The organism is Thiobacillus thiophilus (assembly GCF_055378705.1).
Window position 1 is genome coordinate 2,740,219 of the sequence record NZ_AP042404.1, and the last position, 13,225, is coordinate 2,753,443.

At 63.3% G+C, this 13,225-nt stretch carries 15 protein-coding genes; 6 read left to right on the forward strand and 9 right to left on the reverse strand.

The annotated features are described in order from the left end of the window. The first annotated feature begins 95 nt into the window (after nucleotides 1-95). Nucleotides 96-698 carry a nitroreductase family protein gene (locus tag ACZ41T_RS13725; RefSeq protein ID WP_464923984.1) on the forward strand — a complete coding sequence of 201 codons (603 nt, stop codon included), beginning with the start codon at nucleotides 96-98 and terminating at the stop codon, nucleotides 696-698. 40 nt (nucleotides 699-738) lie between these two features. Here ACZ41T_RS13725 and ccoS read toward each other — a convergent pair whose 3' ends face one another. The 9 genes from ccoS to ccoN all read right to left on the reverse strand — a co-directional run bounded on the left by ccoS (nucleotide 739) and on the right by ccoN (nucleotide 9,208). After that, on the reverse strand, nucleotides 739-912 hold the full coding sequence (gene ccoS, locus ACZ41T_RS13730) for a cbb3-type cytochrome oxidase assembly protein CcoS (protein WP_464921936.1): 174 nt from the start codon (nucleotides 910-912) through the stop codon (nucleotides 739-741). 16 nt (nucleotides 913-928) lie between these two features. After that, the gene (locus tag ACZ41T_RS13735) at nucleotides 929-3,346 is read right to left on the reverse strand and encodes a heavy metal translocating P-type ATPase (protein ID WP_464923985.1); all 2,418 of its coding nucleotides are present in this window, start codon (nucleotides 3,344-3,346) and stop codon (nucleotides 929-931) included. A gap of 519 nt (nucleotides 3,347-3,865) precedes the next feature. Continuing rightward, a complete protein-coding gene (locus tag ACZ41T_RS13740) occupies nucleotides 3,866-4,000 on the reverse strand; it encodes a DUF3149 domain-containing protein (protein ID WP_464921937.1) in 135 nt (44 codons plus the stop codon). Between the two features lies 1 nt (nucleotide 4,001). Further along, a complete protein-coding gene (locus tag ACZ41T_RS13745) occupies nucleotides 4,002-4,535 on the reverse strand; it encodes a FixH family protein (protein WP_464921938.1) in 534 nt (177 codons plus the stop codon). Between the two features lie 19 nt (nucleotides 4,536-4,554). Continuing rightward, nucleotides 4,555-5,985: a cytochrome c oxidase accessory protein CcoG gene (ccoG, locus tag ACZ41T_RS13750; RefSeq protein ID WP_464921939.1), complete on the reverse strand. Its 1,431-nt coding sequence runs from the start codon at nucleotides 5,983-5,985 to the stop codon at nucleotides 4,555-4,557. 92 nt (nucleotides 5,986-6,077) lie between these two features. Continuing rightward, a complete protein-coding gene (ccoP, locus tag ACZ41T_RS13755) occupies nucleotides 6,078-6,998 on the reverse strand; it encodes a cytochrome-c oxidase, cbb3-type subunit III (protein ID WP_464921940.1) in 921 nt (306 codons plus the stop codon). Continuing rightward, entirely contained in the window at nucleotides 6,995-7,162 is a 168-nt protein-coding gene (locus ACZ41T_RS13760) for a cbb3-type cytochrome oxidase subunit 3 (protein ID WP_464921941.1), read from the reverse strand. The genes ccoP and ACZ41T_RS13760 overlap by 4 nt, the downstream gene beginning before the upstream one ends. A 7-nt stretch (nucleotides 7,163-7,169) precedes the next feature. Beyond that, nucleotides 7,170-7,775, reverse strand: coding sequence for a cytochrome-c oxidase, cbb3-type subunit II (gene ccoO, locus ACZ41T_RS13765; RefSeq protein WP_464921942.1), 606 nt, complete (start codon nucleotides 7,773-7,775; stop codon nucleotides 7,170-7,172). An 11-nt stretch (nucleotides 7,776-7,786) separates the two neighbouring features. Continuing rightward, nucleotides 7,787-9,208: a cytochrome-c oxidase, cbb3-type subunit I gene (gene ccoN, locus ACZ41T_RS13770; protein ID WP_464921943.1), complete on the reverse strand. Its 1,422-nt coding sequence runs from the start codon at nucleotides 9,206-9,208 to the stop codon at nucleotides 7,787-7,789. A gap of 397 nt (nucleotides 9,209-9,605) precedes the next feature. Between ccoN and aat the strand changes: the two genes are divergently transcribed. Genes aat through ACZ41T_RS13795 form a run of 5 tightly spaced genes read left to right on the forward strand, consistent with a single transcriptional unit; the run spans nucleotide 9,606 to nucleotide 13,172 of the window. Next, complete coding sequence (aat, locus tag ACZ41T_RS13775) at nucleotides 9,606-10,304, forward strand: leucyl/phenylalanyl-tRNA--protein transferase (RefSeq protein ID WP_464921944.1); 699 nt, start codon at nucleotides 9,606-9,608, stop codon at nucleotides 10,302-10,304. After that, on the forward strand, nucleotides 10,291-11,013 hold the full coding sequence (locus ACZ41T_RS13780) for an arginyltransferase (protein WP_464921945.1): 723 nt from the start codon (nucleotides 10,291-10,293) through the stop codon (nucleotides 11,011-11,013). The genes aat and ACZ41T_RS13780 overlap by 14 nt, the downstream gene beginning before the upstream one ends. Next, a complete protein-coding gene (locus ACZ41T_RS13785) occupies nucleotides 11,010-11,849 on the forward strand; it encodes a hypothetical protein (protein ID WP_464921946.1) in 840 nt (279 codons plus the stop codon). The genes ACZ41T_RS13780 and ACZ41T_RS13785 overlap by 4 nt, the downstream gene beginning before the upstream one ends. Beyond that, nucleotides 11,846-12,640: a thymidylate synthase gene (locus tag ACZ41T_RS13790; protein ID WP_464921947.1), complete on the forward strand. Its 795-nt coding sequence runs from the start codon at nucleotides 11,846-11,848 to the stop codon at nucleotides 12,638-12,640. The genes ACZ41T_RS13785 and ACZ41T_RS13790 overlap by 4 nt, the downstream gene beginning before the upstream one ends. 31 nt (nucleotides 12,641-12,671) lie before the next feature. Beyond that, on the forward strand, nucleotides 12,672-13,172 hold the full coding sequence (locus tag ACZ41T_RS13795; RefSeq protein WP_464921948.1) for a dihydrofolate reductase: 501 nt from the start codon (nucleotides 12,672-12,674) through the stop codon (nucleotides 13,170-13,172). Nucleotides 13,173-13,225 lie beyond the last annotated feature (53 nt).

Sequence of the window (13,225 nt, forward strand, 5' to 3'; positions counted from 1 at the left end):
TGTAAGTACCTGACATGAATGTGCATACTTACACAGATTGGAACCACCCGATAACATGGCTTTTGGCATTGGGCCATATCACCGGGGAGATCAGCATGGATGTCAGAACCGCAATCGAAACACGGCGCGCGATCAAACAATTCGATCCCGGCCACGTGATGGCCGAGCATGAAATCGACGCGCTCATGTCGCTGGCGCTGCTTGCCCCGACGGCTTTCAACATCCAGCACTGGCGCTTCGTTCTGGTGCGAAACCCGGAATTGCGCGAAGCCATTCGCGCGGTGTCGTGGATGCAGCCCCAAATTACGGAGGCTTCCTTGCTGGTGGTCATTTGCGCGGACGTTAATGCGTGGGAAAAGGAACCTGACCGCTATTGGCGCAATGCGTCCGATGACGTCCGCGAGGGCATGGTGGCCGCCATCGACGGGTATTACCGCGGGCGGCCCCAAACGCAGCGTGATGAAGCGATGCGGTCATGCGGCATTGCCGCCCAGACACTCATGCTTGCCGCGCAGGAGATGGGATACGACTCATGTCCGATGGATCTGTCGGATTTCGATGAAGTCGCAAAATTGATCCGGTTGCCCGAGGGGCACGTCATTACGATGTTCGTCGCCCTCGGCAAACGGGCTCGGGAACCGTGGCCCAGGGGAGGCCAGCTTCCTGTGGACGAGGTGGTGCTGGTGGACCGCTTCTGACCGGGACGCATTCCGTCAGCGCGGTGTGGCCCGACGTCGGTTAGGGCTTGGGGTCGTCGTCGGATTTGGGCGGGTTGTCGTCGTCCATGATGATGCTGTGCGCCGGTCCTTCGAGGTCGTCGAACTGGCCGCTTTTTACCGCCCACAGTATGACCCAGGCGATGATGCCGACCAGTACGAGGCTCAGGGGGATCAGCAGGATCAGAATGTCCACGGTTAGCGGTTAGCGGTTAGCGGAGAGTGGAGAGTTGAGAGCGGAGAGCCGCCGGGGCGGACGTCGCTTTGTACTTGAAGTCGGACAGCCGCAGTGCGTTCAGCACCACCAGCAGCGAGCTGGCCGACATGCCGATGCCGGCCATCCATGGCGTGACGTAGCCGAGCGCGGCAGCGGGGATGGCGATGAGGTTGTAGCCGAGTGCCCAGCCCAGGTTCTGGCGGATGATCTGCTGCGTCTTGCGGGCGAGCGCCACGCCTTCGGCCAGGGTGGCGAGGCGGCTGCCGAGCATCACCATGTCGGCGGCGGCCTGCGCGACATCGGTGCCTTCGCCCATGGCGATCGACACCTGCGCGCCGGCCAGCACCGGAGCGTCGTTGATACCATCGCCCACCATGGCGACGATGCGGCCCTGCTGCTGCAGCGCCTTGACGTAGGCGAGCTTGTCTTCCGGCAGTGCGCCGGCATGCCACGCGTCGATGCCGAGTTGCTGTGCGGTGGTCTTGACCGCGCCCTCGGCGTCGCCCGACAGCAGGTGCAGACGCAGGCCCTGCTGGCGCAGTGCGGAAAGCGCGGCGTCGGCGTCGGCGCGCGGCGTGTCGGCCAGCGCGAACCAGGCGATCGGTTCGTTTTTTTCGGCAAGTGCGACCCAGCTCGCGCCGTCATCGGATTCGGGTGGCGGCGCGCCGGCGGTGGCGAAGCGCGGCGAACCCAGGCGGTAGGTGCGGCCGGCGATCATGCCTTCGACGCCGCGCCCCGGGGTGTTGCGAATGCCGTCGGCGGTGACGGAGGCGTTAACGGCTTCGCTCATGGCGCGCGCGATGGGATGTTCGGAGCCTGCTTCCAGCGCGGCAGCCAGCGCGCCGACTTCTTCGGCGCTGCGTCCGCCCAGCGGCACCACGCGGCGCACGCTCAAGCGGCCGTGGGTGAGCGTGCCGGTCTTGTCGAACACCAGGTCGGTGGCGCGCGCCAGGGTTTCCAGCGCGTGGCCGCGCGTGGCCAGCAGGCCCAGCCGGGTGAGCCGGCCGGTGGCGGTGGTGAGCGCGGCGGGGGTGGCGAGGCCGAGCGCGCAGGGACAGGTGACGACCAGAACCGATACCACGATCCACAGGGTGCGGGACGGATCGATGACATACCACGCCAGGCCGACGAAGAAGGTGATCAGCAGCAGCAGGCCGACGAACCAGGCGGCGGCGCGGTCGGCCAGCTGGCCGATGCGCGGCTTCTCGCTCTGCGCGCGGTCGAGCAGGCGCACGATGGACGCCAGCCGCGTGTCGGCGCCGAGCCTGTCGACCCGCACCACCAGCGGACTCGCCTGGTTGAGGCTGCCGCCGACCACTTTCGCATGTGCGCTTTTCGACACCGGCAGCGATTCGCCGGTCAGCATCGCCTCGTTCACCGCGCTGTCGCCCTCGACCACCTCGCCGTCGGCGGGCAACGTCTCGCCTGGACGCACCAGTACGTGGTCGCCCACGGCGAGGCGCGCCACCGGTATCTGTTCCTCGTCGCGCGCCGGCCAGTGGGGCAGCCGCGTGGCGGCGGCGGGGATGAGCTTGACCAGTTCTTCCACCGCGGCGCCGGCGCGGCGACGCGCATTCATTTCGAGAAAACGCCCGGTCAGGAGCAGGAAGACGAACATGGTGACCGAGTCGTAATAGACCTCGCCATGGCCGGAGAAGGTGCCGTAGACGCTGGCGACGAAGGCGGTGCCGACGCCCAGCGCAACCGGTACGTCCATCCCCAGCATGCGCCGTTTCAGATCGCGCCAGGCGCCGATGAAGAAAGGCCACGCCGAATACAGCACCACCGGGATGGTGAGGACCAGGCTCGCCCAGCGCATCAGCAGCCGGATGTCGTCGGTCATGTCGGTGGCGGTGTAGCTCGGCAGCGCGTACATCATCACCTGCATCATGCCCAGACCGGCGATCGCCAGCCGCCTGATCGCGGTGTTGCGCTCGCGTCGGTGGATGTCGTCGGAGCGGCCGGGGTCGAACGGGTGGGCGATGTAGCCGATGTCGGTTACTGCCTTGAGGATCGCCGACAGCTGGATGCGGCTGTTGTCCCAGCGCACCCGCGCGCGGCGGGTGGCGTAGTTGATCTCGACCGACAGCACCCCGGGCAGCCCGGCGATGTGGCGCTCGTTGAGCCAGATGCAGGCGGCACAGACGATGTTTTCCAGGATCAGCGCGGCCTCGCGGATATTTTCCGATTCCGTCCGCACGAAGCTTTCCTGGATTTCCGGCAGGTCGTACAGGCCCATCTGCGCCAGCTCGGCTTCGGCCTCGCGCGCGGTGGCGGGCAGGGCGGTGCGGTGGGTGTAATACGCGCCCTGGCCGCTGTCGATGATGGTCTGCGCGACCGCCTGGCAGCCGCGGCAGCAGGTTTGTTTGGTCTGGTTTTCGAACTGGATCGGGTAGTGCGCGCCGTCCGGCACCGGCAGGCCGCAGTGAAAGCAGCCCGAAAAAGACGGGGCGTCCGTGAGCCCATGAGGGTGGCTCACGAATCGTCCCGCAGAAAGACGCCACAACGCGGCAAGTCCGGGAGAGAGGACGGACCGGCCGCCGGCGTCGGGCACGGCTTATTTGTAAAACCCGCAATTGCTGCCCCGAACCATCGGATCGATGGCCGGGCTGGCAAGCCGGATGCCGATGCTTGTGACTTCGGCGCCGATACGGGTCGGTTTGACGTGGTGCTGGGTGTGGCCATTCTTCCCTGCTGCAATGTCTCCGGCGCGAAATGCGCCGCGAGAGGGTTCTCTCGGGGGCAAGCCGTTAAACCGGCATTATAAAAGGGAGCGGGTTTCAGTCCCGCGCCCCCGTTTAGCCGTCTCGAAAGAAAACGTAATAGCAGTATTGAAGATGCTCATATCATAATACATTCATGGCACTTGGTCACGATGTGCCGCCCCAAAATGGGGATCAGGCGCCGCATCATGGCGTGTACCTCTGGACGATTATTCTTTGGGGTCGTTCATTTTTCGTTTGTACATGCGCACCAGGTAAATCGCCATGCCGATCATGAACAGGATGGTGAACAGGCTCAACAGGCCAATCGGGCTGGTAAACAACAAATTGAGTACGACATCCATTTCAGTCTCCCTGGGTTTGAATGGTGGATTCGGCATCCGTCGTGAGCGTGACGGGTTGGCTGAATGGGGTGTGCAGCACACCGGCAAGCCGCCAGGTGGAGGCGGCATCGGCGAGCAGGGCGTGCCACTTGCCGGCCGGCATGGCGGGCAGTGAGGTGCGATAGTGCCCGCCCCCCGCATGGCTGAAGGTAAGCGTCTGGTCCTGCCCCTGGCGGGTCGGGTGGGCCAGCGTGAGCTTGAGTCGATCCGGGTAGGCCTGCAGGCGTCCCGCCAGCGTCAGCGCCAGGGTGCCGTCCTCGCGCTTCAGGGTGGCGGTCAGCGCCAGTGCCTGCGCGGCGTCATCGCGCGCCAGCGTCTGGTTGATGGCCAGCCCGGCCTTGTAGTAATCGCCGACCACCAGGCCATCGGCGCTGGTGGTCGCGATCCAGACTGTCGTCACGCCGGCGATGACCGCGGTGGCGGGCAGGCTGATGAGAAACCACGGCCAGAATTCGCGATACCAGGGCTTGCTTGCGGGGGGGCTGAGCGTATTCATGGTCGATGCCTCATCAAAACTAGCGGTTGAAGAATTTGGTGGCAACGTCTTCCTTGATGCGCGGATCGTCGGTGGCCTGTATCGTGAACGTCACCTCGATCGAGCGACCTTTCAGCTCGACCGGGTCGGCAATCAGGCTCACGGGAATGTCGATGGTCTGCAGGGGGGCGGCTGCAATTTCGCGGCTGGTCATCACCACCTGCAGGCCCTCGATGCCCTGCGCCTGGATGGTGTAGCGGTGTGGCTGGCCATCCTTGTTGATGAGCTGCAGGCGATAGACGTTTTCGATCAGGCCCTCGTCGGTTTCCTTCGACAGCGCCACGCGGTCGCGTATGACGTCGACGCGCAGCGGCACGCGGGTGGCGAGGCTGTATACGAAAGTACCCGAGAGCAGTGCCAGCAGCACGGTGTAGATGATGGTGCGCGGGCGCAGGACATGTTTCAGGATGCCGCTGTCCGGATATTTTCCTTTCACCACGTTCTCGGTGGTGTAGCGGATCAGCCCGCGCGGGTAGCCCATCTTGTCCATGATCTGGTCGCAGCCGTCGATGCAGGCGGCGCAGCCGATGCATTCGTATTGCAGGCCGTCGCGGATGTCGATGCCGGTTGGGCAGACCTGCACGCAGACGCTGCAGTCGATGCAGTCGCCCAGCCCCAGGGCCTTGTGGTCGGCTTTCTTGCTGCGCGACCCGCGCGGTTCGCCGCGCGAGGTGTCGTAGGTCACGGTCAGCGTGTCGGAATCGAACATCACGCTCTGGAAGCGCGCGTACGGGCACATGTACTTGCAGACTTGCTCGCGCATGAAACCGGCGTTGCCCCAGGTGGCAAAACCGTAGAACAGGATCCAGAAGGTTTCCCACGGGCCGAGGCTGGCGCTCATCACTTCGGCGGCCAGCATCTGGATCGGCGTGAAGTAGCCGATGAAGGTGAAGCCGGTCCACAGCGCGATCAGCATCCAGATCAAGTGCTTGAGACCGCGCCGGCGCAGCTTGTTGGCATTCCACGGCGACTTGTCGAGTTTCTTGCGTGCGAGGTGGTCGCCTTCCAGCCAGTTTTCCACCCACATGAAGATTTCGGTGTACACGGTCTGCGGGCAGGCATAGCCGCACCACAGGCGGCCGGCGACGGCGGTGAAGAGGAACAGCGTCAGCGCCGACAGGATCAGCAGACCGGTGAGATAAACGAAATCCTGCGGCCAGAACACCAGGCCGAAGATGTAGAACTTGCGCGCGGCCAGATCGAACAGCACCGCCTGCCGGTTGTCCCACTGCAGCCAGGGCAGGCCGTAATAAATCGCCTGGGTCAGTAGCACCAGCGCGATGCGCCAGTTGGCGAACACGCCATGCACCGAGCGCGGCTGGATTACCTGCCGGATCGCATAGAGTTCCTGCTCGATCGGGGCTTCGGTGGAAGCGGGCTGCTGCTTGTCGTTTGTCACTGCATTTTCCATGGAGGGTCTGAGCCGCTTGAACGTACTGTCGATGGCGCTGGCACAATACGCTCAAGCGGCTCGCCGGAAGCGGTCCGGCGAGCGGCCTTTACTTACTGCTTATGCGACAGGCCATACACGTAAGCCGCCAGCAGATGCAGCTTGGCTTCCTTGTTGGAGGTGGTGCCGAGTGTTTGTGTCATGGCGGGCATGACGCCATTGCGCCCCTTGGCGATGGTTTCGACGATGGTCGTCTCGCTGCCGCCGTATAGCCACACGTTGTCGGTGAGGTTGGGCGCACCCATCGCCTGCATGCCGGTACCTTCCAGCGTATGGCAGACGGTGCAGTTCTCGGCGAATTTCACCTTGCCCGTAGCGGCCAGCGCGGCATCGTGCTTGCGGCCCGACAGCGACAGCACATAGTTCGCCACTTCCTTCGTCCCCTGCGCGCCGAGTGCCACGCCCAGCGGTGGCATGACCCCGGCGCGGCCGCCGGTGATGGTGGCCTTGATGGTGTCGGGGTCGCCGCCATAAAGCCAGTCGCCGTCGGTCAGATTGGGGAAGCCCCTGGCGCCCGCTGCGTCCGAACCGTGGCACTGCGAGCAATAGGTCAGGAACAGGTTCCTGCCGATGGCGCGCGCATCCGGATCGGCGGCCACGGTGGCGATGTCCTGCTTCATGAATCCGGCATACACCGGCTGGAACTTGGCTTCGGCAGCTTTCACCTCGTCCTCGTATGCCCCCCTGGAGGTCCAGCCGAGTATGCCGGCGTAATTGCCGAGCCCCGGCCACAGTGCCAGGTACACCACCGCGAACACCAGGGTGGCGTAGAACAGACCCAGCCACCAGCGCGGTAGCGGATTGTTCAGATCCTGCAGGTCGCCGTCCCAGGTGTGTTCCATCAACTCGGGTTTTTCGCCGGGCGCGAGCTTGCGGGAGGTCTGGGATCTGAGAAACACCCATGTGCCGATAATGCTCACCACGGTGATGACGCTGATGTAAATCGGCCAGAAGCTGTGTGTGAAATCACTCATTGTTTGTCTCCTTTTTTGGCGGGTGTATCGTCTTCTTCAAAGGGCAGCTTGCCGGCGTCTTCGAAACGCTGCTTGTTGCCCTTGCTGTAGGCCCACCAGACGATGCCGATGAACACCACGATGAAGATGATCGTGACAATGCCGCTGACAAGTCCGCTGTCCATGGCTGTCTCAGCTCCTGGGGGCGTGGGTGCCCAGCACCTGCAGGAAGGTGATGAGCGCTTCAAGCTCGGTCTTGCCTTCCAGCGCGGCTGGCGCTTCGGCGATTTCCTGTTCGGTATAGCCGTGGCCGACGATGTTCAGCGTGCGCATCTTTTTCTGGATCGCCGTATCCTTGAGCGGACGGTCGAGCCAGGGGTAGGCGGGCATATTGGATTCCGGCACCACGTCGCGCGGATTCATCAGGTGAGCCGTATGCCAGGTGTCCGAGTAACGCCCGCCAACCCGGTGCAGGTCCGGCCCGGTCCGCTTGGAACCCCACAGGAAGGGGCGGTCATAGACGTACTCGCCCGCCACCGAATAGTGACCGTAGCGTTCGGTCTCGGCGCGGAACGGACGAATCATCTGCGAGTGGCAGCCGACGCAGCCCTCGCGAATGTAGATGTCGCGCCCCGACAACTGCAGTGCCGTGTAAGGTTTCAGGCCCGCCACCGGTGTGGTGGTGGAGGTCTGGAAGAACAGCGGCACGATCTGCACCAGGCCGCCGACGCTGACGACGAGGATGGTCAGCACGATCAGCAGACCGAGGTTCTTTTCGATAGTCTCATGCGAAATCATGTTCGATCTCCTTAGGCGTGGACGGCTTGCGGGATGGCTGCATCGTTCACCACGCGGCCTGTCCGTACGGTTTTCCAGACGTTCCAGGCCATCATCAGCATGCCGCTGAAGAACAGCGTTCCGCCCATGAGACGAATGCCGTAGAACGGATACATGGTGTTGATCACCTGGGCAAAGCTGTAGGTCAGCGTGCCGTCGGCGTTGGCTGCACGCCACATCAGACCCTGCGCCACCCCGGCGATCCACATCGAGGCGATATACAGCACCACGCCGATGGTCGAGAGCCAGAAATGCCATTCGATCATTTTGGTGCTGTACATCGATTCGCGGCCGTACAGGCGTGGAATCAGGTAGTACATGGAGCCAATCGTGATCATCGCCACCCAGCCGAGCGCGCCGGAATGCACGTGGCCGACAGTCCATTCGGTGTAATGCGACAGCGCGTTCACCGTCTTGATCGCCATCATCGGGCCTTCAAAGGTGGACATGCCGTAGAACGACAGCGCAGTGACGAGGAACTTCAGGATCGGATCGGTGCGCAGTTTGTGCCATGCGCCCGACAGCGTCATGATGCCGTTCATCATGCCGCCCCAGCTCGGCGCCAGCAGCATCAGGGAGAACACCATGCCGAGCGACTGCGCCCAGTCCGGCAGCGCGGTGTATTGCAGGTGGTGCGGGCCGGCCCACATGTAGATGAAATTGAGCGACCAGAAGTGGACGACCGACAGGCGGTAGGAATAGATCGGGCGGCCAGCCTGCTTGGGGATGAAGTAATACATCATGCCGAGGAAGGCCGTGGTGAGGAAGAAGCCCACCGCGTTATGGCCGTACCACCATTGCACCATCGCATCCTGCACGCCGGCGTAGAGCGAGTAGGACTTGGTCAGGGTCACCGGCAGTTCCAGGTTGTTGACGATATGCAGGATCGCGATGGTCAGGATGTAGGCGCCGAAGAACCAGTTCGATACATAGATATGCTTGGTCTTGCGCTTGGCGATGGTGCCGAAGAACACCAGCGCATAGGCCACCCACACCACCGTGATGAGGATATCGATCGGCCATTCCAGCTCGGCGTATTCCTTGGTGCTGGTGTAGCCCATGGGCAGGGTGATGGCCGCCAGCACGATCACCGTCGTCCAGCCCCAGAAGGTGAAGGCCGCCAGCTTTTCGGCCCACAGCCTTACCTGGCAGGTGCGCTGCACGATGTAGTACGACACCGCGAATAGTCCCGAGCCGCCGAAGGCAAAGATGACGGCGTTGGTGTGCAATGGACGCAGCCGGCCATACGACAGCCATTCGATTCCATAGGTTAATTCCGGCCAGATGAGTTGCGTCGCCAGGGTCACCCCGAGCAGCATTCCGACGATCCCCCACACCACCGTCATGATGGCGAACTGGCGGACGACCTTATAGTTGTAGGTTGTCGCTTCCATACACGTCTCCCGTGATTGATGATCAAACTGGCATATGTGAGATAAATTTCACATTGAGGATAAACATATCCTGTTAATTAAGAATTTGTCAATATCAAAGACCACATCAATACTAAAGACCTTGTTTATCAAGTGGTCACCTCTATAAATTCCCCGCCCAGCGCACGGGAAATCCGCCAGATTCAGGCACCAAGCTGAACGCGCGCCTCATGTGGTCTCCCTGTTTCTTGTCCCTTGCGATTCGAAGAAACCGTTCCATCCGCCTCGGCTATCCCGGCGGATGCGTCGCCTGCGGGATACTGGCCATCCAGGCGACCGGTAGCGCCAGCAGAAAGCTGTGTTGTGTTGCGGGCGCAAGCCCATTCGAGTCCTCATCTGAATCCGCTACCATGGCGGTATGAGCGAACGCCTCGAAAAAGCCCCATTTTTTCCCCCGGCCGAAACCGCGCTTCGCGAGCCGAACGGCCTGCTGGCGATGGGCGGCGACCTGTCGCCGGCGCGCCTGCTGGACGCCTATCGGCACGGTATTTTTCCCTGGTTCAATCCGGGCGACCCCATCCTGTGGTGGAGCCCCGACCCACGCATGGTGCTGGTCCCGTGCGAGGTGCGCGTTACCCGCTCGCTTGCCAGGCGACTTCGCAATTCCGGATTCGAGATGCGCGTCGATACCGCGTTCACCGAGGTGATGCGCGCCTGCGCCGCGCCGCGCGAAAGAGAAACCGGCACCTGGATTTCGCCGGCGATGGTGGCGGCCTATAGCCGCCTGTTCGATGCGGGCTACGCGCATTCGGTGGAAACCTGGCACGACGGCCGGCTGGTCGGCGGCCTCTACGGCGTGGCGATCGGCCGCATGTTTTATGGCGAATCGATGTTCAGCCGCGAACCCGATGCCTCCAAGGTCGCGCTGGTGCGGCTGGCAAGGCAGCTTCAGCAATGGGATTTCGGGCTGATCGACTGCCAGATGGAAACGCCCCATCTGGCCAGCCTGGGCGCGCGCGCCATGCCGCGCGCGATGTTCACAGCCCGGCTGGCGGAGTTGGTAAAATTGCCCCATCTGCCCGGGCCGTGGACGCTTACCTTTAATGCACCCGACTGAACCGCCTTTCCAGCGCATCCAGTTCTACCTGACCGCGCATTACGACTGCAGCTATCTGTCGGGTCGGCGCGCGCGTTCGCAGGTCGCCACGCCCGCCCACATGATCGATGCCGACGCCTACAGCGCGTTGATCCGCGCCGGGTTCCGCCGCAGCGGCCAGTTCACCTATCGCCCGCAGTGCGAGCAATGCCAGGCCTGCGTGCCGGTGCGGGTTGCGGTGGCCGGCTTTGGGCCCAACCGCACCCAGCGCCGCTGCCTCAAGCGCAGCCAGCACCTCGGCGCCCGCTTTCTGCCGCTCGATTTCAAGGAAGAACACTACGCGCTGTACCGCCGCTATCTCGGCAGCCGCCATGCCGGCGGCGGTATGGATCGCGACGACCCCGACCAGTACACGCAGTTCCTGCTGTCGTCCAACGTCGACAGCGTGATGGTCGAATTCCGCGACGGCGACGCCCTCGTCATGGTCTCGGTGATCGATCAGATCGAGGATGGCCTTTCCGCTGTCTACACCTTCTTCGACCCCGCGCGCGACAGGGATAGCCTCGGCGTCTACGGCGTGTTGTGGCAGATCGAGCTGGCGAAGCGGCTGGACCTGCCCTATCTCTATCTCGGCTACTGGATCGCCGAAAGCCGCAAGATGGCGTACAAGAAGCAGTACCCGCCGCTGGAAGGACTGGTCGACGGCCGCTGGCAGGTGCTCGACGCGTGAAGCTGTGGTTTCTGACAGTCCTGCTGGCGACCCTGCAGGGCTGCGCGCTCAGCGTGAGCCACCCGCGCGCGCTCACGCCGATCGACAGCTTCGTCCCGCTGGCGGACGATCCGCGGGTGTGGGTCGAACCGGGGTTCGAGGCCTACGGCGCGCGCGTCGCGGCGGCCTTGCCGGACGCCATCGCCAGGGTCGAGGCGGCGCATTACCTGCCGTTTTCCCGCCCGCCGCGCGTCCATGTGTGCGGCACCGACGCCTGCTTCAAGCGCTATGTACTGACGCCGAAATTGTCGGCCGCGGTGGTGCCTGACAACCGCCTGATCCTGTCGCCCAATCTCGACGGCAGGGAACGCCACCGGCTGTCCGCATTGCTGACGCACGAACTGGCGCACCTGCATCTGGGCCAGCGCATCGGCCATTATCACAGCACCTTGCCGGTGTGGTTCCACGAAGGCTGGGCCTCGCTTGTCGCCGACGGCGGCGGCGCCGACTACGCAACCGACGCCAGGGCGTTCGAAGCGATCCAGGCCGGCAAGCGGGTCAATCTCACCGCGCGCGACACGCCCGGCAAGCGTCACCGCGCAGCTACGTCCAGACTCGATATCTTTGAGTTCTATCGCCAGTCCATGCTGCTGGTCGGCTGGCTGCGCGCGCAGGACGAAGCGCGTTTTCGTCAGTTGGTATTGGCCGTACAGGACAACGCCGATTTCGAGATCGCCTTCTGGGATGCCTACGGCCAGGCACCCGCCACCCGGCTCGCGGGATTCTTCGACGGTGTTCTAAGCGATAATCAGGCGGTCCTGGCCGCACCCGCAAAACCCAAACTCACTTCACCATGAAACCCTACCTCGACCTGATGCGCCACGTGCTCGAGCACGGCACCCGAAAAGACGACCGCACCGGCACCGGCACGCTGTCGGTTTTCGGCTGGCAGATGCGCTACAACCTGGCCGCAGGCTTCCCGCTCGTCACCACCAAAAAATGCCACCTGCGCTCCATCATTCATGAGTTGCTGTGGTTTTTGCAGGGCGACACCAACATCCGCTATCTGAAGGAAAACGGCGTCTCGATCTGGAACGAATGGGCCGACGACAACGGCAATCTCGGCCCGGTTTACGGTCACCAGTGGCGTAGCTGGCCGAAGCCCGACGGCGGCACCATCGACCAGATCAGCGAAGCGGTAAAGACGCTCAAGACCAACCCCGATTCGCGCCGCATCATCGTCTCGGCCTGGAACGTCGCCGACCTCGACAAGATGGCGCTGGCGCCGTGCCACGCCTTCTTCCAGTTTTACGTCGCCGACGGCAAGCTCTCCTGCCAGCTGTACCAGCGCAGCGCCGACATCTTCCTCGGCGTGCCGTTCAACATCGCCAGTTACGCGCTACTGACGCTGATGATGGCGCAGGTGACGGGCCTGGAGCCCGGCGACTTCGTCCACACCCTGGGCGATGCGCATTTGTATCTGAACCACCTCGACCAGACGCGTGAGCAGTTGAGCCGCGCGCCGCGCCCGTTGCCGACCATGACGCTCAATCCGGACGTGCGCGACATCTTCGCGTTCCGCTTCGAGGATTTCACCCTCACCGGTTACGACCCGCACCCGGCGATCAAGGCCCCGGTGGCGGTGTGAAGGGTGAAGGGTGAAGGGTGAAGTGGGCAATATGAATCAGACAAAACCGCGTGTCAGCGTTATCGCGGCGCTCGCCAAAAACCGTGTCATCGGCATCGAAAACCGCCTGCCGTGGCGGCTGCCGGAAGACCTCGCCCACTTCAAGGCGCTCACCCTCAATCACCCCATCCTGATGGGCCGCAAGACCTTCGAATCGCTCGGGCGTCCGCTGCCCGGACGCACCAACATCGTCATCACCCGCAACCCCGACTACTGCAAGGACGGTTGCCTGGTCGCCGCCTCCATCCCCGCCGCCATCGCCCTGTGTGCGGACGCCGACGAAGTCTTCTTCATCGGCGGCGCCGACCTCTACGCCCAGACCATCCCGCTCGTCGACCGTTTATATCTGACCGAAGTCGACATCGAAGCCGAGGGCGACGCCTGGTTCCCCGACTACGACCGCAGCGCGTTCAGGGAAGTCTCGCGCGAGTCGCACACGGGCGAGAAGGGCGATGCGCTAAGGTTTGATTTTGTGGTGTACGAGCGGGGGTAATGACGTGTCCCGTTGAAAGACGTCGGGCCTGGCAGCCCAACGAGTTTGATGAT

Coding starts and splice junctions, on each gene's coding strand:
- ACZ41T_RS13725 (WP_464923984.1), top strand. CDS start 96: ATGGATGTCAGAACCGCAATCGAAACACGGCGCGCGATCAAACAATTC.
- ACZ41T_RS13740 (WP_464921937.1), bottom strand. CDS start 4,000: ATGGATGTCGTACTCAATTTGTTGTTTACCAGCCCGATTGGCCTGTTG.
- ACZ41T_RS13745 (WP_464921938.1), bottom strand. CDS start 4,535: ATGAATACGCTCAGCCCCCCCGCAAGCAAGCCCTGGTATCGCGAATTC.
- ccoG (WP_464921939.1), bottom strand. CDS start 5,985: ATGGAAAATGCAGTGACAAACGACAAGCAGCAGCCCGCTTCCACCGAA.
- ccoP (WP_464921940.1), bottom strand. CDS start 6,998: ATGAGTGATTTCACACACAGCTTCTGGCCGATTTACATCAGCGTCATC.
- ACZ41T_RS13760 (WP_464921941.1), bottom strand. CDS start 7,162: ATGGACAGCGGACTTGTCAGCGGCATTGTCACGATCATCTTCATCGTG.
- ccoO (WP_464921942.1), bottom strand. CDS start 7,775: ATGATTTCGCATGAGACTATCGAAAAGAACCTCGGTCTGCTGATCGTG.
- ccoN (WP_464921943.1), bottom strand. CDS start 9,208: ATGGAAGCGACAACCTACAACTATAAGGTCGTCCGCCAGTTCGCCATC.
- aat (WP_464921944.1), top strand. CDS start 9,606: ATGAGCGAACGCCTCGAAAAAGCCCCATTTTTTCCCCCGGCCGAAACC.
- ACZ41T_RS13780 (WP_464921945.1), top strand. CDS start 10,291: ATGCACCCGACTGAACCGCCTTTCCAGCGCATCCAGTTCTACCTGACC.
- ACZ41T_RS13790 (WP_464921947.1), top strand. CDS start 11,846: ATGAAACCCTACCTCGACCTGATGCGCCACGTGCTCGAGCACGGCACC.
- ACZ41T_RS13795 (WP_464921948.1), top strand. CDS start 12,672: ATGAATCAGACAAAACCGCGTGTCAGCGTTATCGCGGCGCTCGCCAAA.